The sequence below is a fragment of the Sphingobium boeckii genome (genome assembly GCF_014199215.1).
GTDB classification, from domain to species: domain Bacteria; phylum Pseudomonadota; class Alphaproteobacteria; order Sphingomonadales; family Sphingomonadaceae; genus Sphingobium_A; species Sphingobium_A boeckii.
This window is the reverse complement of record NZ_JACIJC010000003.1, coordinates 147,495-173,546: the sequence shown is the minus strand read 5'-3', so window position 1 is coordinate 173,546 and position 26,052 is coordinate 147,495. Positions and strand designations below refer to the sequence as shown.

The following is a 26,052-nucleotide window of genomic DNA, read 5'->3' as shown; positions in this document are numbered from 1 at the left end:
CTGTTTATGGATATCATCGCCGCGATCGCCCGCGCGCCTCATGCGGATTTCACGGTGGAGCCGGTGCAGATCGAAGCACCGCGCGGCCATGAAGTGCGCGTGAAGATTGCAGGCGTCGGGCTGTGCCATACTGATCTGGTGACGCGCGATCAGTTCATCCCGGTGCCATTGCCCGCCGTGCTGGGCCATGAGGGGGCTGGGATCGTCGAGGCGGTTGGCGCGGCCGTCACCAGCGTAAAGCCCGGCGACGCCGTGGTCATCGGCTTCAGCAGTTGCGGGCATTGCGCGCGCTGCGATGAAAATCTGCCTTCTTATTGCCGTGAATTTCCCGCGCTCAATTATGCCGGGGTGCGGCCGGACGGGAGTTCGGGGCTGAGCCTCGACGGCGCACCGCTCTCCGCCAATTTCTTCGGCCAATCCTCCTTCGCCAGCTTCGCGCTGGCGCATGAGCGCAATGTGGTGAAGATCGATCCGCATGGCATCCGGCTCGAGATATTGGGGCCGCTGGCCTGCGGACTGCAGACGGGGGCGGGGGGCGTGATGCGCTCGCTCGCCTGTCCCGCCGGCAGCAGCATCGCGATCTTCGGCGGCGGGCCGGTCGGGCTGGCCGCGGTCATGGGCGCGGTGATCCGGCAATGCGCGACGATCATGCTCGTGGAACCGGTGGAAGCCCGTCGCGCGATGGCATTGGAACTGGGTGCCACGCATGTGATCGATCCGGCAGCGGGCGATGTGACCGCGGCGATCCGCACGATCTTGCCCGATGGCGTGGACTTCGCTTTCGAGACGAGCGGGCGGGAAGCCGTGGTGGAATCGGCACTAGCTGCGCTGGCGAGCCATGGGATGCTCGGGCTGGTCGGCATTCCGCCCAGGCCGGAGAGCAGCGTGGCGATCAATCTCGCCTCGCTCATCACTTATGGCCATCGCATCATCGGGATCATCGAGGGGGATAGCGATGTGCACGGCTTCATTCCCGAATTGATCGCGCTGCACCGGGCGGGGCGTTTCCCGTTCGACAGGCTGATCGCGACGTTTTCGCTGACACAGATTAATCAGGCCGTCGCGGCGCAGCATCGCGGCGATTGCATCAAGGCGGTATTGATCCCATGAAATCGCTCCCATCAGGCGCAATCCGAGAAAGTCGTCACAATGAGCAATGAGAGTGGCATTGGCATGGAGGCCACATTGGCCATCGCAGACAAGGTCGAGCGCTTCGTGCGCGATGTGGTCGTCCCCTATGAACAGGATGATCGCCGCGATCATCATGATTGCCCAACCGATGCACTGGTGACCGAACTCCGCGAGAAAGCGCGGGCTGCCGGGGTGCTGACGCCGCATATTTTGCCCGATGGACGCCATCTCTCGCAGCGCGAGACCGCGATCGTCCTGGCGCGCACCGGCCTCTCGCCACTGGGGCCGCTCGCGTGCAACACCGCCGCACCCGACGAAGGCAATATGTATCTGCTCGGCAAGGTGGGCAGCGACGAGATCAAGGCGAAATTCCTCCAACCCCTGATCGAAGGCCAGGCGCGCTCGGCCTTCTTCATGACCGAACCGGCGGCGGAAGGCGGTGCTGGGTCTGACCCTTCGATGATGCAGACCATGTGCAAGCTCGACGGCAATCATTGGGTGATCAACGGGCGCAAGGCCTTCATCACCGGCGCGGCCGGCGCACACATGGGCATCGTGATGGCCAGGGCGGAGGAGGGGGCGTGCATGTTCCTCGTCGATCTGCCCGATCCCGCAATCACCATCGAGCATGTGCCCAATACGATCGACAGCTCCATGCCCGGCGGCCATGCGGTGGTCCGCATCGACAATCTCCGCGTGCCCGCCGATCAGATGCTGGGGCAGGCGGGGGAGGGCTTTCAATATGCGCAGGTACGCCTCGCCCCCGCGCGGCTCTCTCACTGTATGCGCTGGCTGGGCGCGTGCATCCGCGCGAACGAGATCGCGAACGATTATGCCAATCGGCGGCAGGCCTTCGGCAAGACGCTGATCGATCATGAGGGCGTCGGCTTCATGCTGGCGGAAAATATGATCGATCTGAAACAGGCCGAATTGATGATCGACTGGTGCGCCGATGTGCTCGATACCGGCGCGCTCGGCACGGCGGAAAGCTCGATGGCGAAAGTCGCGGTGAGCGAGGCGCTGATGCGCGTGGCGGACAAATGCGTTCAGGTGATGGGTGGCAGCGGGGTCACCAGCGATACGATCGTGGAGCAGGTGTTCCGCGAGATCCGCGCTTTCCGGATCTATGACGGCCCGACCGAGGTGCACAAATGGAGTCTGGCCAAGAAGATCAAGCGCGACTGGAAAAAGGCACACGCATGAGCGCAGAGACCAGCGCCCTCGGGCAGGACGCCAATGCGGGCACCACCGCAGTGCGCGAGGCTTACCGGTTCGACGAGGCCGCGCTCGCGGCCTGGATGACGACGCATGTCGCTGACTATGCCGGGCCGCTCAGCGTCGAGCAGTTCAAGGGCGGGCAATCCAACCCCACCTACAAGCTCGTGACGCCGGGACGCAGCTATGTGCTGCGCCGCAAGCCGCCGGGCGAAATATTGAAGGGTGCCCATGCCGTGGAGCGCGAGGCCCGCGTGCTGAGCGCGCTTGGCGAAACGGGCTTTCCGGTCGCAAAGATCTACGGCCTGTGCACCGACGACAGCGTGCTGGGAAGCTGGTTCTATGTGATGGAAATGGTGGAGGGGCGGATCTTCTGGGACGCGACCTTCCCCGGCGTCTCGCGGGATGAACGCCCCGCCTATTTCGATGCGATGAACGCCACGATCGCGCGGCTGCATGGTGTGGATTACAAGGCGATCGGGCTTGAAGATTATGGCAAGCCGGGCAATTATTTCGCACGCCAGATCGGGCGCTGGACGCGGCAATATCTGGAAGACGGAGATGCCGGCCGCAATCCTGATATGGACCGGCTGGTGAAATGGCTCCCTGCGCATATTCCCGATGGCGACGAGACCAGCATCGTGCACGGTGATTTCCGTTGCGACAATATGATCTTCCACCCCAGCGAACCGCGCGTGATCGCGGTGCTTGACTGGGAACTCTCCACATTGGGGCATCCGTTGGCGGATTTCGCCTATCACGCGATGATGTATCAGATGCCGCCGGCGATCGTGGCGGGGCTGGCGGGCGCTGATCTGGAGGCGCTCAATATCCCGTCCGAACAGGATTATGTCACCGCTTATTGCCAGCGCACCGGGCGGGATTCGATTCCCGGCTGGGGCTTTTACATCGCGTTCAACTATTTCCGGCTGGCCGCGATCTTTCACGGGATCAAGGGCCGCGTGGCGCGTGGCACCGCGGCGTCGGCTCATGCCCAGGAACGCGCTGCGAGCTTTCCCGTGCTGGCCGCTCTGGCGCGCAAGGCGATGGAGGATTGCCGGTGAGCGATGCGCCCGTTCTGGTCTCCGTCGATGGCGCGATCGCCACGCTGACGCTCAACCGCCCGGCCGCGGGCAATACGGTCGATCTGCCACTCGCGCAGGCGCTGCTGCAGGCGGCGATCCGCTGCGACACGGATGCCGCGATCCGTTGCGTCGTGCTGACCGGTGCGGGTAAGCTCTTTTGCGGTGGCGGGGATATCGGTGCCTTCGCCGGGGCGGGCGATCAAATGCCCGCTTTTCTCAGTGAACTTGCCGGCACGCTGCACATGGCGGTGGCGCGGCTGATGCGGATGCCGAAACCTTTGCTGGTGCTGGTCAATGGCCCGGCGGCGGGGGCAGGGCTGAGCCTTGCGATTGCAGGCGATATCGTCATCGCGGCGCGCACGGCGCATTTCACGGCGGCTTATGGCAGCGTCGGCCTGAGCCCCGATGGCGGCATGTCATGGCATCTGCCGCGGCTGGTGGGTATGCGCAAGGCGCAGGAGATGATCATCGCCAATCGCCGTGTCTCGGCCGAAGAGGGGGCTGCGATCGGGCTGGTCAGCCGGATGGTGGAGGATGCGGATCTGGCCGGCGAAGGCGCGAAACAGGCTGCGATCCTGACGGCCGCGCCCACCGCCGCGATCGGCGCGGCGCGCAGCCTGTTACTGGCCAGTTTCGACGGTCCGTTCGAAGGGCATCTTGAGCGCGAGACCCGTGCGATCACCGCCAGCGGCGGCACCGGCGAATGCCGCGAAGGCGTCACTGCCTTTCTCGCACGCCGTAAACCCGATTTCCAGAACGGACCGGCCTGAACAAGAAAAGGACCGGTGTCGCCATCGGTCCAGTCGGGAGAAACTTGTTGAGGGCGATCAGCCGAGCGGCACCTGCGTCGGCTGTCCGGTGGAGGCGGTCACCCCGCCATCCGCGACCATGATCGTGCCATGGACATAGCTGGCGTCGTCGGAGGCGAGGAAGGCGACGATCGCCGCCATCTCTTCCGGACGGCCGGGGCGCTGCGCCGGGATCGAGGCGAACCAGTCTTCCAGCAGGCCGGGCACGGCCTTGAACGCATCGGTCGCAGGGGTTTCGATAAAGCCGGGGCACAGCGCGTTGATGCGGATATTCTCGCGCGCATGATAGACCGCCATCGCGCGCGTGAGATTGATCACCGCGCCTTTCTGCGCGCAATAGGATGGATAGGCACCGTCGCCCGCCAATCCCGAGATGGAGGCGATGTTCACGATCGATCCGCCGCCATTGGCGCGCATATGCGGGATGGCGGCGCGCGAGGTGAAGAAGACGGAGTCGAGATTGACCGCGGTGCTGCGCCGCCAATCCTCGGTGCTGAGATCGGGGATCAGATCGACCGCAGCCTTGGCGGCGTTGTTGACGAGGATATCGAGCTTGCCGAAGCGTTCGACTGCCGCGGCGATCAGCGCCGCGACATCGGCTTCCTCGCCCACGTCTGCCCGCATGAAATGCGCGTCCGCGCTATCAAGGCCACGTTCGGCCTCGGCCCCGCTCTCGTCATTCTGTCCGCAAAACAGCACTTGCGCACCTTCGTCGATCAGGCGGCGGACGATGGCGAGGCCGATCCCCGCGGACCCGCCCGTGACGACACAGGCCTTGCCTTGAAGTCTCGTGGCATTCGCCATGCTCAATCCTCCCGATCCCAGCGCGCGATATCCATGTTGCTCTTGATCCCCATCGGTTCATAGGCACCCAGGATCGCCTGTTCGAACGCCCCGATCGATTGCTCCTGCGAACCATCGGGATTGGTCAGCGTCAGGCGCGAGAGGCGCTGCACATGGAAATTCTGCATTGCCATCGGATCCAGATCGTCCACCGTGAAATCCTCGCGCGCCACCTTGATCGGCACGCCATGATAGCGGCCGTGGAACCATTCGGGATGGAAATAGCCGATGCCCTTCATCTGCATCCGGTGGAACGGCTCAAGCTCGATCTTATATTCGCCGTCCCCGTAATCGACCTTCAGGATGCCATGTTCGGGCCAGAGCGTGCCATCGACCAGCGTGGTTTCCAGATGCGCGCTTTCGGTTTCCCTGAAATTAGCCGGACCGCCGGTGCCATCGGGGCAGAGCACCGATCTCTTGTTCCAGATATGGCCATTAGGTTCGGCCGCGATGTGAAAGAAAAGGCTCTTGTCCTTGAAATTGAGCGGGGTCCATTGCCAGAAATAGCCTTGCTCTCCCGCATTCACATTGGGCTGGGGATCGGAAAGGCCAATCGGGCGGATGCCCCATGACCGATCGCGCGTGCCCATCGCCTGCGGGCTGAGTTCGATCTTGCGGCCGTCGATGCTGATCCAGCCGGACCAATGCCCGTTTTGCGTGAGGCGGGTATAATCCATGAAGCCGCGCGTGCCGATCCGGCGGGTGAAGCGCGGTTCCTCGATCGGAAAGGCGCGCCCGGTGATGGTCAGATCAGCCGCGATCCCCTCCTGCTCCTCGCAGACGAAGCGCAGTTTCCACAGTGGCTTGACCACTTCGAGCCGCATCGGGCCAACCGAGATATCCATCCGGTCTTCCAAGATCCGCGATCCGCGCAATGAATATTGCTTGCCCTCGATCTGCACGGAAATGGCGCAGTCGATGATGTTCAGATGCGGATAGATGCCCATGCCGATCAGGAAGAAAAGCGACCCGTCCGGCTCGAACCCGTTGAACCAATAGCGGTCATAGAAATTGCGGTCGCTGCCCGCATAAGCGATCGGCTCGGGGGTCTGGTGGATGGGGAAATCGTCGGCTTGGGTCAGCATGAGTGTCTCCAATGGGGTTCAGAAATTGGCGGACGAGATTGTGCGGCGCTCGACCGAGCGGCGCAGTTCGTCCCAGATGGCGTCTTCGAGCGCGCGTGCGCCGGCATCGTCGCGCTGCTCGAGGGCGGCGTGCAGCGTGATCAGCGCCTGGCGCAGCGCATCATTGTTCGCGTCCAGCGCGGAAATGCGCAGATCATCATCCTGATCCTGCGGCGGACGGACGCCGCCACGCAGCAGCAAGGCGCGGATCGCGGCATTTTCCTCGAACAGGCGCGCGGCGGCGCGATCCCATTCCTCGCCGATCATATCGAACATGGCGGCGGTCATCGCGACATTGCCTGCGCGAAAGCCCGTCAGTTCGGGCAGGATCTCGCTGCGCAGACGCTCGGCGAGCGCGGCGGCGGCGACAGGCACGAACGGTCTCATAATTTCCCCATCAGTTCGAGGATGGCGCGGTCCTGCGCATTGCGCAGCCACCAGGCCGCATAGGCATGGATCACATCGCGATTGGTGCCTTCGCTCCACACATGGGCGCAGCTATTCCAGATGCCCTGGCCCTTGATGCAGTTGAGCAATTCCCACCAGTGCAGCGCGGCGGGGTCCACCTCCAGACCGCTCGCGGCCTGCCAGATCGCAATCGCCTCTTCGCGCAGCGCAATGCCGCTGCGGCGCTCATCCTTGCCGAAGCTGAAGACGCGCGCCAGGCTCCAGGCCAGATCCTCCAGCGGATCGCCCTGATGCGCCATTTCCCAATCGAGCACGGCGATCAGATGGCCTTCATCGTCATAAAGGAAATTGCCCGCGCGGAAATCGCCATGGACCATCGCCAGCTTTTGTGCGGGCGGCGGCGGATTGCGGCGCATCCAGCGGATCGCGGCGCGGGTGATCGGCTCGGCACCCACATCATTCTTGTCGAGCGTGGCTTCCCAGAAATCCAGCTCCTGCATCGCCGTGCCTTCGGGCGTGGCGGGTTTCATGAAGGAGAGATCGAGCGCGTCCACCGGCACCGCGGCGAGCGTGCCCATGCTCGTCCAGAATTGCTGCGCGATCCTGGGCAGGCGATCGCGCCAGGCGGCTTCCTGCAACTGATATTCGCTATTGTGATAGCCGCGCAGATCCTCGGCGAGCGAGATCGCGCCACCGAAATGTTCGGGATCCTCTTCCAGCAGGATCATGCGGGGGACCGGCACGCCATGGCCATGGATCGCGCGATAGGATTCATATTCGTGACGCCGGTCGCTATCCACATTGCTGGCGGGCGGATCGCGCCGCAGGATCAGGCGATCCTCGTGACGGCCATTGGCATCGGAATAAGACAGATCGAAGCGGAATGTCTCGCGCGAGGCTCCGAGCGGCAGGCGGTGCAGACCTTCGATGCGGATATCGCGCCAATCGGGCATCCGCTGTGCGAGATAGGTGATCAGGGCTTCTTCGGTCAGCGGTTTCATGAGGCGGATCGCAGATCGTTGATGGGAAGGGGCGGGAATGTCTTCATGTCGGGCTGACCATCAATTTCACGTCCGATCCGCCCGCGCTCAGCGCACCGAAAGCGCGCTCGACGCCGGCAAAGCCGACATGACCGGTCACCATCGGCGCCATGCGGGCCGGATCGGCGCAGATCATCGCAAAGGCATCCGCAAAATCGGTGGGCGTGTAGGCAAACACGAATTGCACGCGCAGACCCTTTTGCAGCAGGAATGCGGGCTCGATCGCATCGGTTTCCATGCAGGTGCCGATCACCACGATGGTCGCGCCGACGGGGGCCGCCTGGCCGATCGCCATCAACATGCCGGGCTTGCCCACGCAATCGAACAGGATCGCGCGTTTGCGTTGGCGCAACTCGGGTGCCTGCGCCATCGCGTCGGACAGGCCGAGCGGCAGACCGAGATCATTCCACCAGCCTTCGGATGCCACGTCACCGGGCGCGAGCACCGTGTCCGCACCCATTCGCGCCGCCATCGCCTGCCGCGCCGGATTGGGCTCGATCGCGAGAATGGGGCCAAGGCCAAGCGCGCGCAGCCGGGCGATCACGAAAAGGCCGACCGGCCCGCAGCCGATCACGGCAAAACCGCATTCCTTGTCAGCACCCGCCTCCGCCACCGCATGGACCGCCACGGAGAGCGGTTCGGTGAGCGCGGCGATCTCGGTCTCCACGGCGTCGGGCACGGCAAAGGCGGCGGCGGTCTGGAGCAGCATCTGCTCGGCAAAGGCACCGTTGAATCGATTGGAATAGCCGATCAGTTCGACGCCCTGTGCTCCCTGAATGAACGGCAGGGCCACGACCCGCTGGCCGCGCGCGAATATGCCGTCGCCCTCCAGCACTTCGCAGCAAAATTCATGGCCCATCACCACGGGCTGGCGGGGATCCATGAATCCGCGAAACCCGGCGCGGTGGAGCAGATCGCACAGATGATCGGCATGATCGCGCGCATGAAGATCGCTGCCGCAGACGCCGCAAGCCAGGGGACGCGTGAGGATCTGTCCCGCTTCACGCGCGGGATCGGGCACATCCTGCAATCGGAATGCGCCATCGCTGAGCATCATCGCCTTCATCGGCTGCAGACCCCTCCATCATCCTGAGCGGGCTGGATCACCCGTCTCCTTGAAGGGGGATGCTAGGCGATGCGGGGGCGACATCCCATTGACGGGATTCCGTCAATCAGCAGAGATGGGCGCCCGAAAGCCGTGCGACCATCGCCGCGCGATTGTGGATGCCCAGCTTGCGGTAAATCCGGCGCAGATGATTCTCCACGGTATATTCCGAAAGGCCGGTCAGCCAGGCGACCTCCTTATTCTGCTTGCCCCGGCAGATATGGGAAGCAATCTCTGCCTCGCGCTTCGATAGCCCGGTGGCCATGGCATTGCGGCACGGGATCACAGTGCGATCGAGCACCGCATCGAAGGCGCTGCGGCCGGTGGACCGCGTCAGGATTTCACCCAGCAATTGCAGCGCGACCATATGGGCGACCCCGGCGATCTCCTGTTCGAACAGCGTCTGGGCAACGTCTCCCTTGCGGTGCGCGCCGGGGCGGCAATGCGCGCCCACCAGCAGATACAGGCGGGGCACGAGCTGCTGCACATAAGCGCCGACCACATCGACCGAATAGTGATTGATGAACGCACGATAGGCGCTCGCATCATCCGCTACGGCTTCGAGCCTTTTATCCTCCCAGCGGATGAGCTGGCCGCCCGGCGCGGCGCTGCTGATCACGCGCGCGAAGGGATCATCCTCGAACACGCGGCCATCCTCATAGGCCGCCTGCGCTTCTTGCGTGACGCCGACATGATAAAGATAAGAAAGCGAGGAGGATGCGCCGGTCTTGTCGCACAAGAAGATGGAGGCGCTGTCCAGCCCGCAGACGCTTACCATATGGTCCGTGCGCCGGGCGATATCGGTGCTGACGTGCATGTCTTCTCCCGATGGGCCGATCTTTTGCGGTCGTGCCCTTATGGACGGATCGCTTTCGGATCCGCTAACCTAACAATTTGGTTGGACCATATCGCCAAACATCTTATGTTGTAACCGGGCTTCGCAAGGCTGTCGATTCAATCATCCGCTCATTCATTGGATTTCCCAATGAATGAGCGGATGATCGTAATGAATGCGGTGGGGCAGGCGCGTTCAGACGGGCGACACCGGCAGCGGCGAAGCGCCGGGCATCACCGCCAGATTAGCGGTCGGCACTTCATAATATTTGGCCACCCGGTCGGCATAGGCCTGGTCGAATATGGGCGCATGATTGGACCAGCTCGGGCCGCCTTCCAGCACGCGACGGTCCAGGGTCACCACATATTGATCCTGGCCGCCATCATAGTGCAGCAGTTCGAAGGGCAGGGGGTAATAGCTTTTGTTGATCCCCAGAAATCCGCCGAGGCTGAGGATGGCATAGGTCGACAGGCCGGTGCGCTTGTTGACCATGAAACAATGCACATGACCGATGGACTCGCCATCCCGGCTCTGGACCTTGATGGCGTCCGCCTTGTTCGAAGCGATCAAGAGCGTCGTGTCGGGAAGCTGATGGGTGTCGGTCATGCAAAGACTCCTTATCTTTGCAGCATAACTGCGGCTTTGTGCCGGAAGTTCCCGATGGAGACGATAGACCCCGGTGCGGAGGATCTATCGGCCCGGCTTCCCCAAGGCAGGGATCCGGCATCTCTTCCTATGCGGCCTTCAGAAGGCGATACCGTATTTTTCATAGTCCCGATCCACGCGGGGATAGGTGGTGCGTGCCGCCAGCATGTCGCTTTGACTCAACCCCGCCTGCCCCAAATGTTTGCGGATGATGCCGCGCAGAAACAGGCTGCTGCTGAGATTGGGATCGATTTGCAGGGCCGCCTCGAGATCGGCGAGCGCATCCTCATATCGCTCTAGGCGGTAATAGACCATCGCGCGGCTATCCAGAGGCTGGGTCGGCTCGTCGCTTAGTTCGATCGCTTTCGTGCAGTCCTTGAGTGCCGTGTCCAGGGCCATTTTTCGGGTGCCTTTCAGCCAGCAGCGACCATTGAGAAGCACCGCATTGCCGGGCATTTGCACGATCGCCGCATCGATTGTCGCCAAGGCGGCCTCCGTGTTCCCGCCATCTGCTTCAATTTGCGCCTTTGCCAGCAGGAGGCCGACTTCGCTTTTCCCGCCAATGTCTATCCGCTCCTGCAATAGGGCGATCGCACCGGCGCGATCGCCCTGCTCGGCCTGGATCGTGGCCAGTCGGGAAATGGCTTCAGTCGAGGCGGGGTCGATCGCATAGGCCGTCTTCGCATCGGCCATCGCCTTGGCATTCTCGCCGAGATCGAAATAGATGCCCGAGCGCTGGAGATAGGTTGCAACGGTCGGATCGATGTCCAGCGCGCGGGTCAGATCGGCAATCGCCTGTTTGCGCTCGAACACGCGGTCAAAAAACCAGGCCCGATCGGTATAGTGGCTGCTATTCTCTGGCTTATCCGCAATGCGCTTGGTGAATATGGCGATGATGGGGGCTAGGCGATTGGCCCGCTTTGCCTGCGCGACCTCATCCCACAAGGGGGGATAATCCGCGGGAGCGACGATGCTGAGTTGACGGCCCTGGACGGCGGCGATCCGCTTTCGCTCTTCCGGGATGGCGCTTGCGGCAATTTCCGCGGGCATGGAGCGAACGCGGATGTCGGTCATCACAATGCCATTCGCCAGATGGGCCTTCCGATCCACCGAAACGCCGGCAAAAACTCCTTGGAGCGCCTGATCGCCCTCGATCGCGAAACCCGCGGCTTGGCCGGGCAGGCGTATCTCCGTCTGGATGTCGCTCGTCGACGTCGAGCCGACCGAAACCGGGATTTCGCGCCATGCCGGTCGGGCGCGATCCGGCGCGAAAGCGATGCCCGGGGTTACCGTGTCGAGGGCTGATTTCAGCCGATCGCTGTCTTTCTTCCAGTCCAGATAAGCGAGGCCCGTGGCTTCCACGGTCGCGGTCCCGCCCGCATCATCGAATTTCAGTTGCTGCATGCCGATCGTGGCGTCGGGAATAAAGCCGGTGACGATCTTGCTCAAACCCTGCTCCAGATCCTCCTTGCTGCCCTGTGCAGACATGGCGCGGAGCATCCCCGTGGTTGCTCCACGCACCGTGGCGATCATGCGAAACGGCGTGGGCAAGTTGATCCCTGCAGACGCATCAAATGCGATCCGGGCGGTCACCATGGCGCGCGCATCCGCCCTGGGAACGATGCGGATCAAATCCGCACCCTGCGCGCGCACGGGCAGGACATAGCCGAAATTGGGGGTGTCATGAATATCGCCAAGTCTGGAGCCGCTCCCCGTGCCATCCAGCCAGAGCGTGTCGCTCCCGATGGTGGCGCGCACCAGAACGTGATCGAATGCAGCAGCGGAAGGCAGGCGATCCGGGACAAGGCCGCCGAGCGTGATATTGGCCAGGACAGGCTCTGCATCGATGTCCATCAGCTTCAACATCGCCAGCAGCAGCAGCGTCTTGGCCTTGCAATCGCCATATCGCAAATCCCAGGTCTGCACGGGCGTTTGCGGAACATAGTTTCCGGCATCCATCCCCATCAATTGGTAACGAATTTTTTCCTGAACGAGTTGCAGCGCGAGCGCGGCTCTTTTGAGCGGATCGCTTTCAGCGGCCATGATCCTGGCCACTTCTTTGGCGATGGTGCCGTCCGGCTGTATAAGGCCGTCGGTTTCATAAAGCGGGGCCATGACGGCTGCGACCTCGGCCCAGTTCCTGAAACTGGACGCCTCTATGATCGGCAAATGCTGAAAACGCAGGGGCGCATCGCCAGGAATTTCGCGCTGTTTGGCCAATGGCATCGTAAACGACAATTCGCTGAACCCGCCCGTGATCACCGGCTTGGGGGCCAATCCCTCCGCATGGGCTTTCCAGGCGATGTGCGTTTCTTCAGGCCAGAGAAAACGGGTTCGGGCAAATTGGGTGCGAAACGGATCGAACATCAATGCCGCCGCCGTCTGCATATTGCCGCCCAGTGTCGGATCCTTCAGCGTGACCGAAAAAGTAAGGTGCACGATGTCCCCGACGCGCAGACCCTCGACGGGCATGGTCGCCGTCAACATGCCGTCCAGAATACGGCGATCCATTTGCTGTTCACGCCGCAAGATGGAAAACGGCTTGCCATTCCCCAGCAAATCGATGTGATCCGCGCCGCGAATGATCTCGGCACCATGAACGATGAGTTGACCGTGCGCTGGCTGCCAGGGAAGCTGGATGGTGCCGATCGATCCCATGATTTCGGTCGAAGCGGCGCGTGTCGCCGTATCGAAATAGGACCAGACTTGCCCATTGTCCAAGCGCTGCTGGTTATCATAAAGCAGAAGGACGGGCGCGTCTGGCGCAAGCCTGGTGGCGTCGATGGCCGGTGCGGGCGTAACCCATTGGGGGACTTTTTCGTATAAGGGGGTGCTCTCCGCCCTGACGGCACACGCCGTGGACAAAAGCACAATAATCAGCGCAGCCTTCAACATAACACCCCCATACCCTTGGTCAGTTGTAGAGGTGACGAGCAAGTTGTTGCAAGCACGGAACATCCGAAGTGGCGACGATTTCATAACATTACAGAAAAATAATGAACGGGGTTCAACGACACAATCATCACACGCTCGCGCGTCTGTCGGCATCTGAAAACAGAAAAGGGTGCTTTCGGTTGAACTGCACCAAATAAGGGCGAGGCTACGGCCTCGCCTTTTTTGTTTGCGCACGGCGATCAATGCTTAGGACATGAAGAAAGCGGCCCTTCCATGGGAAAGGCCGCTGTCTCTTCATCTGTCATCGCTCAATAGGGGTACATCACCCCATAATAGCCATAGACCGACCGCCCATAATCGGGCGAGTAATCGGGTTCGGCATCATCGGCATAGCGCGGTGCGCCTTCGAGCAGTTTCTTGTCGAGATCGACGACATAGCCGCCTTGATCGACGTCATAATCCAGCACCTTCCAGGGCAAGGGATAATGCTCCTGCCCCAAGCCGAACAGGCCGCCGAACGATAGGACGGCATAATCGACCTGGCCTGAGCGCTTGTCGACCATGAAGCGGCTGACGGTGCCGAGCTTTTCGCCGGCGCGGTTATAGACGGCGGTGCCCTCCACGCGGTCTGAGGCGATCAGGGGGCGGGGGCTTTCAACGGTGTCGGACATGGGGGCTCTCCTTATTTCCTGCCCCTTCAACGCGCCGGGATCGGGAAAATGTCCGCATCGCGCGCCTCATTTCGTCGCGCATCAACCGCGGGTGAGCGCATACCAGGCGACGTAAAACCAGGAGAGGAAGCCGTGGATGATCGCCCACAGGATGGATTTGTTCACGCTCCACGAAATGGCGATCGCCAGGGCGGAACCGAAGCTGATCCCCGCGCGCACGGCGGTGTCGGTATAGCGGCGGACTGCGATCATCAGTGTCTCCTTCATCAAACATGCGCCAGTGCCTTGGCCGACTGTGTAGCGTGCGCGGCGCAAGGCCTCAAACGCGATCGGGCGGTGACCAAGGCGCGCCTTGTTTTCAACCGCTTCGCCCCCGGATTTCTTTCATATTGAGAATCATTCTTATTGACGTTGATAGTGGTTCGCAATATCGGGCCGGCATCCATTCACCAAAATCGGGGGAAAACGATGACGTCACCGAAAAATCGCAACGCCAAGACCCAGGCGTTTCTGGCACTATCCTGTGTAGGCTCCATGTTCGCGCCACTGTCTCATGCCAATGCGCAGCAGGCCGAGCAGGAAGAGCCCCAGGCGCTGGGCGGCGTGACGGTGCGGGACAGCGCGCTCGACGAATCTGCGATCAAGGTCGAAAAGGCCGAATCCCCGAAATACACGCGCCCGCTGCTCGATACGCCGCAGACAATCACGGTGATCGGCAAGGAAACCATCCAGCAGCAGAATCTGCTCACCCTGCGTGACGTGCTCTCAACCGTTCCGGGTATCACCTTCGGCGCGGGCGAGGGTGGCTTTGGTTATGGTGACCGCATCATCATGCGCGGGCAGGATGCCAAGAATGACGTGACCATCGATGGCGTGCGCTCCGGCGCATTCCTCAACCGCAACGAAGTCTATAATATCGAACAGGTGGAAGTCACCAACGGCGCGAACTCCGTGATGAACGGCGGCGGTTCTGTTGCCGGCACGATCAACCTCGTCACCAAGCGGCCGCTGGCGGATGATGCCATCATCCTGAACGCGGGCGTTGGCACCGACAATTATTATCGCGCAACGGTCGATGCCAACAAGCGGATCAACGATCTCATCGCCGTGCGTATCAACGCGGTCTATCATGAAAATGACGTGCCGGGCCGCGATGTCGAAGATTACAAGCGCTGGGGCATCGCGCCCGCCATCACGATCGGAATCGATGGCCCCACCAGCCTGACGCTTCAGGGCGAATATCTGGATGACAAGGCCATGCCGCAATATGGCATTCGCTATTATGCGAACAATGGCGGTTTCCTGTCCGATTTCGATCGCAGCGGTTATTATGGCTTCGCCAATCTGGATCAGCAGAACAGCAAGACGAAGTCGCTGCAGGCGATCTTTAGCCATGAGATCAGTGACCATGTTAAGGTGCGCAATCTCACGCGCTACGAGAAGATCAATCAGAATACCGTCACCAGCCAGCCGAACGGCACATTCTGCCTGGCTTCGACCGGCCTGCAGCCGATGGACATCAATGGCGTCAGCGCCGCCTGCCCGGCGACCGTGCCTGCGGGCTATTATCTGCCCACCGGCGGCCGCGGCGTGCAGCGCCTGATCACCAATGAAACGGCCTATAACCAGATTGATCTGAGCGCCGATTTCTCCACCGGCGGCATAGAGCATACGCTTGTGCTGGGCGTGTCGGCGCTTTGGGAGGATTACAGCCAGACCCAAGGCACGTTGCCGCGCAATGCGGACGGCTCCACGCCGGCGTTACCGCTGGTCAATATTTCCAATCCGGGTGAGATCGTGCCGGGGCCGGCTGGTTTTACTTATGGCAGCAACGTGTACACCGGTCCGGTCAATTTCATCCTCGCGAGCAAGACTTACGGGGATCAGACCAGCTATGCGGCCTATCTGTTCGACACGATGAAGTTCGCTGACTGGTTTGAACTGAACGGCGGCATTCGTTATGAGAATGTGAAGGGCGAAAACCGCACGCTGAGCTATGTGACAACGGCGGGCTCGCCGCTTCTGGGGCAACTCAGCGGCGCGACCGGCCCATTTGCGATCGACGACAACCTCTTCTCCTATCGTATCGGCGCGGTGCTGAAGCCCACGCCGAACACCAGCCTCTATGTGGCCTATGGCAATTCGAAATTGCCATCCAAGGCGTCGGTCGACGGTTCCTGTGCTGCGCTCACCTGCAACGTCAAACCCGAGACGACGGAGACTTACGAGATCGGGGCCAAGGCCGATCTGTTTGATGCCAAACTGCTGCTCACGGCTGCATTGTTCCGCAACGACCGTAACCAGATCAAGGTGATTTCGGGCGATCCGACCTTGCCTGATCAGGCGACTGACGGCTTCCAGAGGGTCGAGGGTCTTTCGCTGGGTGCGTCGGGCAATGTCACGAGCAACTGGACGATTTCGGCCAATTACATGTATCTGAAGAGCGACATCAAACGGGGTGTTTCCGATTATTGCCTGGCCAATCCCGGATCGGTCGATCCGACTGCGGGCACCTGTGCCAATAGCGTCGCTTTCCCCGATCCGACGCGCGGCTATGCGCTGACCAACACGCCCAAGCATTCGGGCAGCCTGTTCACCACCTATCGTTTCGGTTTCGGTCTCGAGCTGGGATATGGCCTGACCTATCAGGGCAAGTTCCTGCTCAACCAGCCGACGCTCGCGCAGCTTACGGCCGGCACCTATGTCGCATATAACGTGCCGAGCTATACCATCCATCGCTTCATGGTGAATTATCCGATCACGCCCAATCTGAAGGCGCAGGTTAACGTGCAGAATTTCACCAACGAGAAATATGTCACGACCGTGCGCAACGCGGTTGGCGGGAGCTGGGCACAGCCTGCGCCCACCCGCTCGGCGATGTTCAGCCTGAATTACACGTTTTAATTCGATACCGGCGGGATGAGGATGGCTGCGACGCCATTCCCATCCCGCTGTCGATTTAGGCCCACCGCACGAAAAAGCCCGCCAATCCCTTGGGAATGGCGGGCTTTTACTTTTTCAGGCGCTTGCGCGCGGCGGATGGATCAGGCGGCGGCCTTACGCCGCTCCGCCAGTTCCTGATTGAGCATTTCGGCCAGCAGGAACGCCAGTTCGAGCGACTGGCCGGCATTGAGGCGCGGATCGCAATGCGTGTGATAGCGGTCCGCCAGGCTCTGTTCGGTCACGTCCACGGCACCGCCGGTGCATTCGGTGACGTTCTGGCCGGTCATTTCTGCATGAATCCCGCCGGCGAACGTGCCCTCGGCGCGGTGGACGGCGAAGAAGCCGCGCACTTCGGCCAGGATGCGCTCGAACGGGCGCGTCTTATAGCCATTGGCGGCCTTCACGACATTGCCGTGCATCGGATCGCAGCTCCACACCACCGGCTGGCCCTCGCGCGTGACGGCGCGGACGAGCTTGGGCAGATGCGCCTCGATCTTGTCATGCCCATAGCGCGTGATCAGCGTGATCCGGCCGGGTTCGCGCGCGGGATTGAGCGTGTCGAGCATCCGGAGCAAGGCTTCCGGCTCAAGGCTGGGGCCGCATTTCAGGCCGATCGGATTGCCGATGCCGCGCAGATATTCGACATGCGCCGATCCCTCGAAGCGCGTGCGATCGCCGATCCACAGGAAATGCGCGCTGGTGTCATACCAGTCGCCGGTCAGGCTGTCCTGACGGGTGAGCGCCTGTTCATATTGCAGCAGCAGCGCTTCGTGGCTGGTATAGAATTGCGTGCCCGCAAGCTGGGGCACCGTTTCCGGATTGATCCCGCAGGCCGCCATGAAATCGAGCGCTTCGCCGATGCGATCCGCGGTTTCGCTATATTTCTTGGCCCAGGGGCTGCGGCCCATGAAATCATGCGTCCAGCTATGCACCTGATGCAGATTCGCATAGCCGCCCTGCGCGAAGGCGCGGAGCAGATTGAGCGTGGAAGCGGCCTGGTTATAGGCCTTGATCATCCGCTGCGGATCGGGATTGCGGCCCGCCGCCTCGAACGCGATGTCGTTGATGATGTCGCCGCGATAGGAGGGGAGCGACACGCCGTCGATATCCTCCATATCCGCAGAGCGCGGCTTGGCGAACTGGCCGGCCATGCGGCCGAGCTTGATCGTGGGCAGCTTGGACGCATAGGTGAGCACCACCGCCATCTGCAGGATGACGCGAAAGGTGTCCCGAATGTTATTCGGATGGAATTCCGCGAAGCTTTCCGCGCAATCGCCGCCCTGGAGCAGGAACGCCTTGCCTTCGGCCACCTTGGCGAGATCCGCCTTCAGATTGCGGGCTTCCCCTGCAAACACCAGCGGCGGGAAATTGCCGAGCGTGTTCGTGGCATCCTTCAGCGCTGCGGCGTCGGGATAATTGGGGAGCTGGCGGGCTTCGTGCTTGGTCCAGCTATCGGGAGCCCATTTCGCGGCCATTTTCGTGCGTCCAATTCAGTGAAAGAGCGTGGTTCCTTGCGCGAGCATAGACCCGAACGCAATGGGAGAAAAGCTATCCGGGGTGAAAGCGCGCCGCGATCAGGCGCCCGGAACGCCGAGTTCCTTCGCTGAAGCTGTGATCCGCGCCTTTTGCATGGCGTCAGACGCGAAGGCTTTGAGCGCTGATTGATAGGCGGTCGCGGCCTTGCTGCCTTCGCCCAATGAGGTGCGGCTGCGCATCAGCATGATCCAGCCATCCGCATTGTTCGGATTGGCCTTCAATTTGGCCTCCAGGCTGGCGATCATGCCTTCGATCATCGCATCCTGCTGCCCTTTGGGCAGGCTGCCGGCAGCGCGCATTTCCTGGGGTGTCGGGCCGGGGATACCGGCGGTGGCCACCGCCGGCACGCCGGGGGCGGCGGGCAGGGGCTTAAGCGATGCCAGGCGGGTGGCGACGTCGATCTTGTTCTTTTCGCCCACATTGCGGATCGCCGCGCGGACATTTTCTTCCCAGGGCGCGCCGGCCGGCGTGACTTCGAGCAATTGGAACCAATCGTCGATCGCGCCCTTGTGATCGCCCGCAATATCCTTGGCCACCGCGACGAAATAGCGCGCGCGCGGATTGTCCGGATTTTTGATCAGCGCCTTGCGGAAGGCGGCTGCGGCATCGGCCGGCACCGACATGCCATCGCCCGCCAGCGTCACCGCCTCGCCATAAGCCGAGAGGAATTCATCATTGTCGGGCTGAAGCTGGATCGCGCGCTTGTAAGCGGTGGCGGCCTCGGCAAAGCGCCCGGTTTCGAAAAAAGCCCAGCCCAGCATCTGCCAGCCCTGCGCGTCTTCCGGATTTGTTTTCAGCCTGGCTTCAAGCTGCGCAATCGCCTCTTCGGGGGTTTTGGGCGGCGCGGTCACCGCCGCCGGTTCGGGCTTCGAGTCGAACAGGCCGGTGGAGCGCGCGATCGAATAGCCAATCGCCGCAACCGCGATGATCGTCGTGATTATCAATAGGATACGACCGGTCTTTACCGTCTTGTCGTCAGTCTTTGCCGCCCCGGCCATGAATCCGCCTCGATATTCGATTGAAAACTTCCGATCACGTCTAGCGGTCTGCGTTCAGGATGATAGAGTGGAATCCGGGTTCGCATCTGAAGGGGGTTGCGCCACCGCTGCAAAGGGCGGGGCGACACCAGCGAAATTGGGGGAATGAGAACTCGTGGCCGAGAGCTACCGGATCGCTATAGTCGGCTCCGGCCCCGCGGGGCTCAGTGCGGCCGCGCGCGCGGCGCAGCTCGGGATCAGCCATGTGCTGCTCGAAAAGACGGATCATCTGTCCGATACGATCTACAAATATCAAAAGGGCAAGCATGTGATGGCCACGCCGAGCCAGCTCGTGCTGCGCTCGGACATGGATTTCGAAGCCGGCAAGCGCGAGAAGATCCTTGGCACCTGGGATGATCAGACCGCGGGCCACAAGGTCAACGTGAAATACAATGCCGAGGCCAAGGCGATTGCCGGTCAGGCGGGCGATTTCACGATCACCACCACCAAGGGCGAGACGATCAGGGCCGAGACAGTGGTGATGGCGATCGGCACGCAGGGCAATCCCAATCTGGTGCGTTGCCCGGTGGGCGAGGGCGCGACCGTTCAATATCAGCTCGATGATCCCGGCGAATATATCGACGAGCATATCACGGTCATCGGTGCTGGCGACGCTGGCATAGAGAATGCGCTCGGCCTCGCGGCCGATCCCGAACAGCGTAATACCGTGACCATCGTCAACCGTTCGGCGGAATTTTCCACCGCAAAGGACGCCAATATCAAGGCGCTGCTCGCTGCCGAGGCGATCGGCCGGATGCAGATCCTGCGCGAAACGACATCCTCCGCGATAGACAAGGGCATGATCACCTTCGACACGCGCGATGGCGAGGTGAAGGTGCGCTGTGATCGCGTGATTGCGCGCATGGGATCGGCCCCGCCGCGCGGCTTCGTCGAAAGCTGCGGCGCGAGCTTCGAGGACAAGGACGGCAAGAAAGTCCGCGTGGCGGGCACCGGGATCGAGTTCAGCAGCGCGGACCGCGTGTCCTATCCCGTGCTGTCCCCCACATTCGAGACGACCACGCCTGGCATCTTCGTGATCGGCGCGCTCGCGGGCTATCCGCTGATCAAGCATTGCATGAACCAGGGCCATGACGTGGTGGAGTTCATCAATGGCAATACCACGCTGAAACCGGCGGATGAGCCGATTTTGGTGGGCAAGTTCAAGGATCTGCCCGGCAAGAAGAGCGTGGATGAATGGCTGGAGTTCCTGCGCACCAACATCACGATCCTCGATGCGCTCTCCCCCTTGCAGATGCGCGAATTCATGCTGGACAGCGAAGCGCGCTTCTATCGCAAGGGGGAGACGATCTTCGAGCGCAACGCGCCGGGATCGTCGCTCTTTGCGATCGCCAGCGGATCGGTGCTGGTGCAGGTCAGCCCGGCGGATCCCGGCATCACCGTGCCGATCGGCAGCGGCCTGATCTTTGGCGAGGTCGGCCTGATCTCGGGCCGTCGGCGCGGGGCCACGATCATCGCGGCGGAAGATTCGGTCTGCGTCGAGATTTCGCGCACCGCAGCACTCCGCCTGCAAAGTCAGGTGCCAGCAGCCAAGGCGGCGATCACGCGCATCTCCACCGAACGGCAATTGCTCCAGATGTTCGGTTCCGGGCTGACCAGCGCCGATCTGGGCGGCGTGCTCGACGGCGCGACCATCATTCCGGTAAGCGCAGGCAAACCGGTCATCACCGAGGGCGAGGAGGGGGACGATATCTATGTCATCCGCTCGGGATCAATGGTGGTGGAAAAGACGGTGGGCGGGAAACCCGTCTTCCTCTCCTATCTTCCCGCGGGTTCCTATGTCGGCGAAATGACGCTGATCGCGGGCGGGCGGCGCACCGCGACCGTCCGCGCGGCTGTGAAATCCGAAGTCATCAAGCTCTCCGGCGCTGCGATGCGCGCGGTGATGGAGCAAAAGCCCGCGCTGCTCGAAAAGGTGCGGCGCGACATGGCCGGGCGGCAGGACGTGAACGCGTTCATTGAGGCCAAGAAGGACAGCTTTTCGGGCGTGGTCGACATGTATTCCAGCGTGGCCACCTTCCTGGTCGATCAGGGTGTGGGCGAGGCGACCGACGTGTTGCTGATCGACGAGAATCTCTGCGTCGGCTGCGACAATTGCGAAAAGGCCTGTGCGGACAGTCATGATGGCCTCTCCCGGCTGGATCGCGAGGCGGGCAAGACCTATGCGCACCTCCATGTGCCGACGAGCTGTCGCCATTGCGAGCATCCGCATTGCATGGCCGATTGCCCACCCAATGCCATTCACCGCGGACCGGATGGCGAAGTGTTCATCGACGATACCTGCATCGGCTGCGGCAATTGCCAGCGCAACTGCCCTTATGGCGTGATCCGGATGGATAGCGTGCCGCCCAAGAAGCCAGGGCTTTTGAGCTGGCTGTTCTTCGGGGCGGGGCCGGGGCCGGGCGAGCCGAGCAAGAAATGGTCCTATGCCCATGCCGAGCCGGGCGTGGAAAAGCCCAAGAAAGCGATCAAGTGCGACATGTGTTCGGGGATCGAAGGCGGCCCGGCGTGTGTCCGGGCATGTCCCACGGGTGCCGCAATCCGCGTCGCGCCGGAGGATTTCCTGAGCGTGTCGCGGCTGGAGCGCGAGGAATCGTGATGGGATCGGCAACCTTGGCGCCCTCTCCCCCTTCAGGGGGAGAGGGAAGAGCCGCGCCAGCGGCGAAGGGAGAGGGGGGAGTCCGGTATCGCGGACCGGGATATCCCCCCGCTCCCCGTCTCGCTTCGCTTGCCGACCCTCTCCCCCTGAGGGGGGGGAGGGTTAGATAATGGCCACCGCAACCAAACGCGCCACGCCCGGCCGGGTGAAGGGCGAAACCCTCCACGATGGCTTCCTGCGGCATCGCAATTTCCGCTGGATGAAGATCGCCACGCTGCTCTCGCTGATCGCGATCGCCGGCTATTTCCTGATCGACGTCCAGCCGCGGCATAATGGCGGGAGCTGGTATGGCTATGGGCTGGGCACGATCGGTGCGCTGCTTATCCTGTGGCTCACGCTGCTTGGCTTGCGCAAGAGATCGATGACGCGCGGGCGCTGGTCCTTGAAGGCCTGGACGTCGGCACATGTCTATCTCGGCCTCAGCCTGATCGTGATCGGCACGCTGCACACCGGTTTTCAGTTCGGCTGGAACGTGCACACCTTGGCCTATGCGCTGATGATGATCGTCATCCTGTCGGGTCTGTATGGCATCTTCGCTTATGCCACGCTCCCGGTCGCGCTCAGCAACAATCGCGAGGAAATGACCCAGCCGCAGATGCTGGATGCGCTGCGCTCTATCGACCGGCAATTGCATGATGCGGGGCAACCGCTTGAGCATCATCTGGCGGCGCTGGTGCAAAGTTCGCTCGATCAGGATCCGTTCGGCGGCGGGCTGATCCGCCGGCTTTCCGGGCGATACCCCAATTGCGCGACGCGCGCCGCGCAGGCGGCGATCCGGCGCGAGACCGCTTACAAGCCCAATCTGGGCGAGGATCCGCTGGAGAAAGTGGACGCCCTGCTGGTGCGCAAGGAGGCCATATTGGCGCGCGTGCGGCGTCATCTGAAGCTGAAGGCGATGCTCGAAGTGTGGCTTTATGTGCATGTGCCGATCACCTTCGCGCTGATAGCCGCGCTGTCGGCGCATATCGTCTCCGTGTTTTTCTACTGGTGAGGCGCGCATGACCTTCCTCATCAGGCAGATTTCGCGCACGTCGGACGGCCGCGAGATCATCCGTCCCACCGAGATCGACAGCACGCTGCTGAGCATCGGCCGCCTGAGCGAAAACCAGATCCATCTGCAGGATCTGGCGGTGATGCCGCGCCATGCCACGATCGAGCGGCTGGATAGGCACCGGATCATCGTGAAGGCCATGGGCACGCTCGGCTTCGACGTGGATGGTCGCCCGGTGATGGAGGTCGAGATCGACGCCTCCAAGGGCGCCGAACTGCGCTTTGGCAGCCACCGTCTCACCGTGGGTCAGGATCAGCAGGCGATCACCATCGCGGTCGAGCGCGTCGAGGCGCTCTCCGATGCTTCGCAGGATAAGGACGAGCAAAAGGTCTTTTCGCTCCGCGGCCTGATGCCGGGCAAGCGCGTCAGCGCGTGGAGCTTTGCCGCGCTGATGCTGCTCGCCTTCCTCGCCTTCCCGATCTGGAGCTGGTCAAGCTATCAGAGCGTGAAGGAGCGGCCGCAGGGTTTCCATGCGGACCAGAGCTGGAGCACTGGCAAATTGTCCCAGGCCCATGCGAGCCTGGAGAATAATTGCCAGGCCTGCCACACCGATGCCTTTGTGGCGGTGCGCGATGAAAGCTGCGCCACCTGTCACGCGGGCACGCATGATCATGCGCCCGCCAGCCGTCTCGCCGCGGCCAAGGCACCGCCGGGCGTGGGCGGTCGCATCCAGAATGCCTTTGCCGGCATGTTCAACGTGCCGCCCGGCCGCTGCGTCGAATGCCATACCGAGCATGAGGGCGAAGGCCGGATGCAACCCACCGCCCAGCAATTCTGCGCGGATTGCCACGCAGGGCTGAACACTCGGCTGAAGGATACCAAGCTGCTGAACGCGGGCGATTTCGGCATAGCGCATCCCGAGTTTCAGCCCGCCGTGATCACCGGCTTTACCGGCACCAAGCCCCAATATGCGCGCACCTCCTTCGCAAAGAAGCCGGTCGAGGACAGCGGCCTCAAATTCCCGCATGACCTCCATCTGTCCAAAACCAACGGCGTGGCGCAGATGGGGCGGCGGCTGGCGGCGGACAATGGCTTTGGCGATGCGCTGGCGTGCAAGGATTGCCACAAATCCGATCCCAGCGGCACGCGCTTTCAGCCCGTGGATATGGAGCGCGATTGTGCCATGTGTCACAGCCTGACATTCGATCAGATCGGCGGCACGATGCGCACGCTCCGCCATGGCGATCCTGCCCAGGTCATCGCCGATCTGCGGGCCTTCTATCGCGGCACCAGCCCTATGCGTCCGTCCAATCTGGGCGGCATGGCGCGGCGGAAGCCGGGTCTCTATGCCGAGGGTCAGGTGTATAATGCCTATTTCGGCGCGGTGCAGACGCGCTCGGGCGGGGCGGAAGCCGCGATCGCACAGGTGTTTTCGCCCGGCGGCGCGTGCTTCGATTGCCACCGCATCGATCCGCCCGGCGGCAAGAACGCAAGCTGGAGCGTGCAGCCCGTGGCGCAGACCGCGCGCTATTTCCAGAAGGGCTGGTTCGATCATGATGCGCACAGGACGGAGACGTGCGAAAGCTGCCATGCCGCGCCCGGCTCGAAATCAGCGACGGATCTGCTCATTCCCGATCTGGCGTCGTGCCGCACCTGTCATGTCGGCGGGACCGGCGCATCGCTCAAGAGCGTAGCCAAGCCGGTCGAGTCTACCTGTGCGCTGTGTCACAGCTTTCATGCCGATGATGGGGCACCATGGTCCACGCGACAACGAGTCGCTGCGCAAAAGGGTGGCACAAACCCCGTTAGCGGCAAGCCTGCTATAATGAACAAGCAGACCGGCCGTTAACGGGTGACAGGGGATCGCGGATGCTGATCGGGCAGATTACCGATATACACCTTGGGTTCGATCCCGATAATCCGGCCGAATTCAATCGGAAACGGCTTGATCAGGTGCTGCGCTATCTCGGCGAGCCCCATAACAAGCCCGATATGCTGCTGGCCACGGGCGATCTCGTCGATCGCGGCGATGGGGACAGTTACCGGCGTCTGCGCAACGCGCTCAGCATGTGCGATTATCCCGTTTGGCCGTGCCTGGGCAATCACGACATTCGTGAGAATTTCATCGCGCACTTCCCGGAAATCCCGGTGGTGGACGGCTTCATCCAATATGAAGTGGATACCGGGCCGCTTCGCCTGCTGTTTCTCGATACGCTGGAAGAGGGGCGGCACGGCGGCAGTTTCTGCGACATCCGCGCCTCATGGCTGCGCGATCGGCTGGTCGAAAAGCCGGGCAAGCCCGTCATCATCGTGATGCACCATCCGCCGGTGGAAGTGGGCATCGAATGGATGAACACCGCGCCCGATGAACCCTGGGTGCTGCTGTTCGCGGCGACGATCGCCGGGCATGGTCAGATCAAGAGCCTGATCTGCGGCCATCTGCACCGCCCGATCGTAGCCGCATGGAATGGTACGACGGTGGCCATCTGCCCCTCAACCGCGCCGCAGGTGGCGCTCGATCTGATGCCGATCGATCCCGATCGCCCCGATGGCCGCCCGATGATCATCGCCGATCCCCCCGCTTTCGCCCTGCATCGCTGGAACGGCCGCGAACTCGTCACCCATTTCGACAATGCGGACGAGCATGTGATGCTCGCCAAATATGACGAGAATATGCAGCCGCTGGTGAGGAGCCTGCTGGCGGAGCGGCCGGGCTGAAACTGCACGCCAAAACCCGTTCGGGCTGAGCCTGTCGAAGCCTTTTCCTCTTCGAGCTATGAAAGAAGGAAAGGCTTCGACAGGCTCAGCCCGAACGGAAACTCTATTCGTCCATCTTGTTCTCGACGGCATTGCTCGCCGATTGCAGATCCTCGCCGGCGCCGGATACGGTGTTGCACGCGGCCACGCTCAGCGAACCCAGGACGGCCAGGGCCAGAACGAACTTCTTCATGATGCACTCTCCTTGATGGAGATTAATCGCATGAACCGCGGTACGGTTCCCATCCAACTCCCTTCCCGCCCTTGCGGGAGGGGCCGGGCGTGGGTTCTTCTTCTTCGTAGCG

General features: G+C 62.2%; 22 protein-coding genes. 9 read left to right on the top strand and 13 right to left on the bottom strand.

Features of this window, described 5'->3' with window-relative positions:
• The first annotated feature begins 6 nt into the window (after nt 1-6).
• Genes FHS49_RS09360 through FHS49_RS09345 form a run of 4 tightly spaced genes read left to right on the top strand, consistent with a single transcriptional unit; the run spans nt 7 to nt 4,201 of the window.
• Nucleotides 7-1,110, top strand: coding sequence for an NAD(P)-dependent alcohol dehydrogenase (locus tag FHS49_RS09360; protein WP_184017743.1), 1,104 nt, complete (start codon nt 7-9; stop codon nt 1,108-1,110).
• A gap of 39 nt (nt 1,111-1,149) precedes the next feature.
• Complete coding sequence (locus FHS49_RS09355) at nt 1,150-2,334, top strand: acyl-CoA dehydrogenase family protein (RefSeq protein ID WP_184017742.1); 1,185 nt, start codon at nt 1,150-1,152, stop codon at nt 2,332-2,334.
• A complete protein-coding gene (locus FHS49_RS09350) occupies nt 2,331-3,410 on the top strand; it encodes a phosphotransferase (RefSeq protein ID WP_246350542.1) in 1,080 nt (359 codons plus the stop codon). The genes FHS49_RS09355 and FHS49_RS09350 overlap by 4 nt, the downstream gene beginning before the upstream one ends.
• On the top strand, nt 3,401-4,201 hold the full coding sequence (locus FHS49_RS09345; RefSeq protein WP_184017738.1) for an enoyl-CoA hydratase/isomerase family protein: 801 nt from the start codon (nt 3,401-3,403) through the stop codon (nt 4,199-4,201). Before FHS49_RS09350 ends, FHS49_RS09345 begins: the two co-directional genes overlap by 10 nt.
• A gap of 57 nt (nt 4,202-4,258) precedes the next feature.
• Here FHS49_RS09345 and budC read toward each other — a convergent pair whose 3' ends face one another.
• From budC to FHS49_RS09295, 10 genes are all read right to left on the bottom strand, one after another.
• Nucleotides 4,259-5,044, bottom strand: a complete 786-nt coding sequence (gene budC, locus FHS49_RS09340) for a meso-2,3-butanediol dehydrogenase (RefSeq protein ID WP_184017736.1) — start codon at nt 5,042-5,044, stop codon at nt 4,259-4,261.
• Between the two features lie 2 nt (nt 5,045-5,046).
• A complete protein-coding gene (locus FHS49_RS09335; protein WP_184017734.1) occupies nt 5,047-6,168 on the bottom strand; it encodes an Rv3169 family protein in 1,122 nt (373 codons plus the stop codon).
• A gap of 18 nt (nt 6,169-6,186) precedes the next feature.
• Entirely contained in the window at nt 6,187-6,594 is a 408-nt protein-coding gene (locus FHS49_RS09330; RefSeq protein WP_184017732.1) for a hypothetical protein, read from the bottom strand.
• Nucleotides 6,591-7,616: a phosphotransferase family protein gene (locus FHS49_RS09325; protein WP_184017730.1), complete on the bottom strand. Its 1,026-nt coding sequence runs from the start codon at nt 7,614-7,616 to the stop codon at nt 6,591-6,593. Before FHS49_RS09325 ends, FHS49_RS09330 begins: the two co-directional genes overlap by 4 nt.
• Nucleotides 7,617-7,659: 43 nt before the next feature.
• Nucleotides 7,660-8,721, bottom strand: a complete 1,062-nt coding sequence (locus FHS49_RS09320) for a zinc-binding dehydrogenase (RefSeq protein WP_184017728.1) — start codon at nt 8,719-8,721, stop codon at nt 7,660-7,662.
• Nucleotides 8,722-8,827: 106 nt separating this feature from the next.
• On the bottom strand, nt 8,828-9,577 hold the full coding sequence (locus tag FHS49_RS09315) for a helix-turn-helix transcriptional regulator (protein WP_184017726.1): 750 nt from the start codon (nt 9,575-9,577) through the stop codon (nt 8,828-8,830).
• A 213-nt stretch (nt 9,578-9,790) separates the two neighbouring features.
• Nucleotides 9,791-10,201 (bottom strand): PRC-barrel domain-containing protein, encoded by a 411-nt coding sequence (locus FHS49_RS09310; RefSeq protein ID WP_184017724.1) that lies wholly within the window; start codon nt 10,199-10,201, stop codon nt 9,791-9,793.
• Between the two features lie 138 nt (nt 10,202-10,339).
• Entirely contained in the window at nt 10,340-12,961 is a 2,622-nt protein-coding gene (locus FHS49_RS09305; protein ID WP_246350540.1) for a DUF3857 domain-containing protein, read from the bottom strand.
• A gap of 482 nt (nt 12,962-13,443) precedes the next feature.
• Nucleotides 13,444-13,806, bottom strand: coding sequence for a PRC-barrel domain-containing protein (locus FHS49_RS09300; protein ID WP_184017721.1), 363 nt, complete (start codon nt 13,804-13,806; stop codon nt 13,444-13,446).
• Between the two features lie 81 nt (nt 13,807-13,887).
• Entirely contained in the window at nt 13,888-14,058 is a 171-nt protein-coding gene (locus tag FHS49_RS09295; protein ID WP_184017719.1) for a hypothetical protein, read from the bottom strand.
• A gap of 216 nt (nt 14,059-14,274) precedes the next feature.
• On the opposite strand from FHS49_RS09295, the gene FHS49_RS09290 reads away from it, so the two are divergent.
• The gene (locus FHS49_RS09290; RefSeq protein WP_184017717.1) at nt 14,275-16,710 is read left to right on the top strand and encodes a TonB-dependent receptor; all 2,436 of its coding nucleotides are present in this window, start codon (nt 14,275-14,277) and stop codon (nt 16,708-16,710) included.
• A 140-nt stretch (nt 16,711-16,850) separates the two neighbouring features.
• On the opposite strand, the gene FHS49_RS09285 is transcribed toward FHS49_RS09290, so the two are convergent.
• Together FHS49_RS09285 and FHS49_RS09280 are read right to left on the bottom strand one after the other, a co-directional pair.
• Nucleotides 16,851-18,224, bottom strand: coding sequence for a class II 3-deoxy-7-phosphoheptulonate synthase (locus tag FHS49_RS09285; protein WP_184017715.1), 1,374 nt, complete (start codon nt 18,222-18,224; stop codon nt 16,851-16,853).
• Nucleotides 18,225-18,323: 99 nt separating this feature from the next.
• Nucleotides 18,324-19,283 (bottom strand): tetratricopeptide repeat protein, encoded by a 960-nt coding sequence (locus FHS49_RS09280; protein ID WP_184017713.1) that lies wholly within the window; start codon nt 19,281-19,283, stop codon nt 18,324-18,326.
• Nucleotides 19,284-19,437: 154 nt separating this feature from the next.
• Here FHS49_RS09280 and FHS49_RS09275 point away from each other — a divergent pair, with 154 nt between their 5' ends.
• From FHS49_RS09275 to FHS49_RS09260, 4 genes are all read left to right on the top strand, one after another.
• Nucleotides 19,438-21,939 (top strand): cyclic nucleotide-binding domain-containing protein, encoded by a 2,502-nt coding sequence (locus FHS49_RS09275; protein WP_184017711.1) that lies wholly within the window; start codon nt 19,438-19,440, stop codon nt 21,937-21,939.
• 169 nt (nt 21,940-22,108) lie between these two features.
• Nucleotides 22,109-22,990, top strand: coding sequence for a hypothetical protein (locus tag FHS49_RS09270; protein ID WP_184017709.1), 882 nt, complete (start codon nt 22,109-22,111; stop codon nt 22,988-22,990).
• 7 nt (nt 22,991-22,997) lie between these two features.
• Nucleotides 22,998-24,839, top strand: a complete 1,842-nt coding sequence (locus FHS49_RS09265) for a cytochrome c3 family protein (RefSeq protein ID WP_184017707.1) — start codon at nt 22,998-23,000, stop codon at nt 24,837-24,839.
• A 20-nt stretch (nt 24,840-24,859) separates the two neighbouring features.
• Complete coding sequence (locus FHS49_RS09260) at nt 24,860-25,708, top strand: phosphodiesterase (protein WP_184017705.1); 849 nt, start codon at nt 24,860-24,862, stop codon at nt 25,706-25,708.
• Nucleotides 25,709-25,811: 103 nt separating this feature from the next.
• On the opposite strand, the gene FHS49_RS09255 is transcribed toward FHS49_RS09260, so the two are convergent.
• Nucleotides 25,812-25,940 carry an entericidin EcnA/B family protein gene (locus tag FHS49_RS09255; RefSeq protein WP_221240456.1) on the bottom strand — a complete coding sequence of 43 codons (129 nt, stop codon included), beginning with the start codon at nt 25,938-25,940 and terminating at the stop codon, nt 25,812-25,814.
• Between the last annotated feature and the right edge of the window lie 112 nt (nt 25,941-26,052).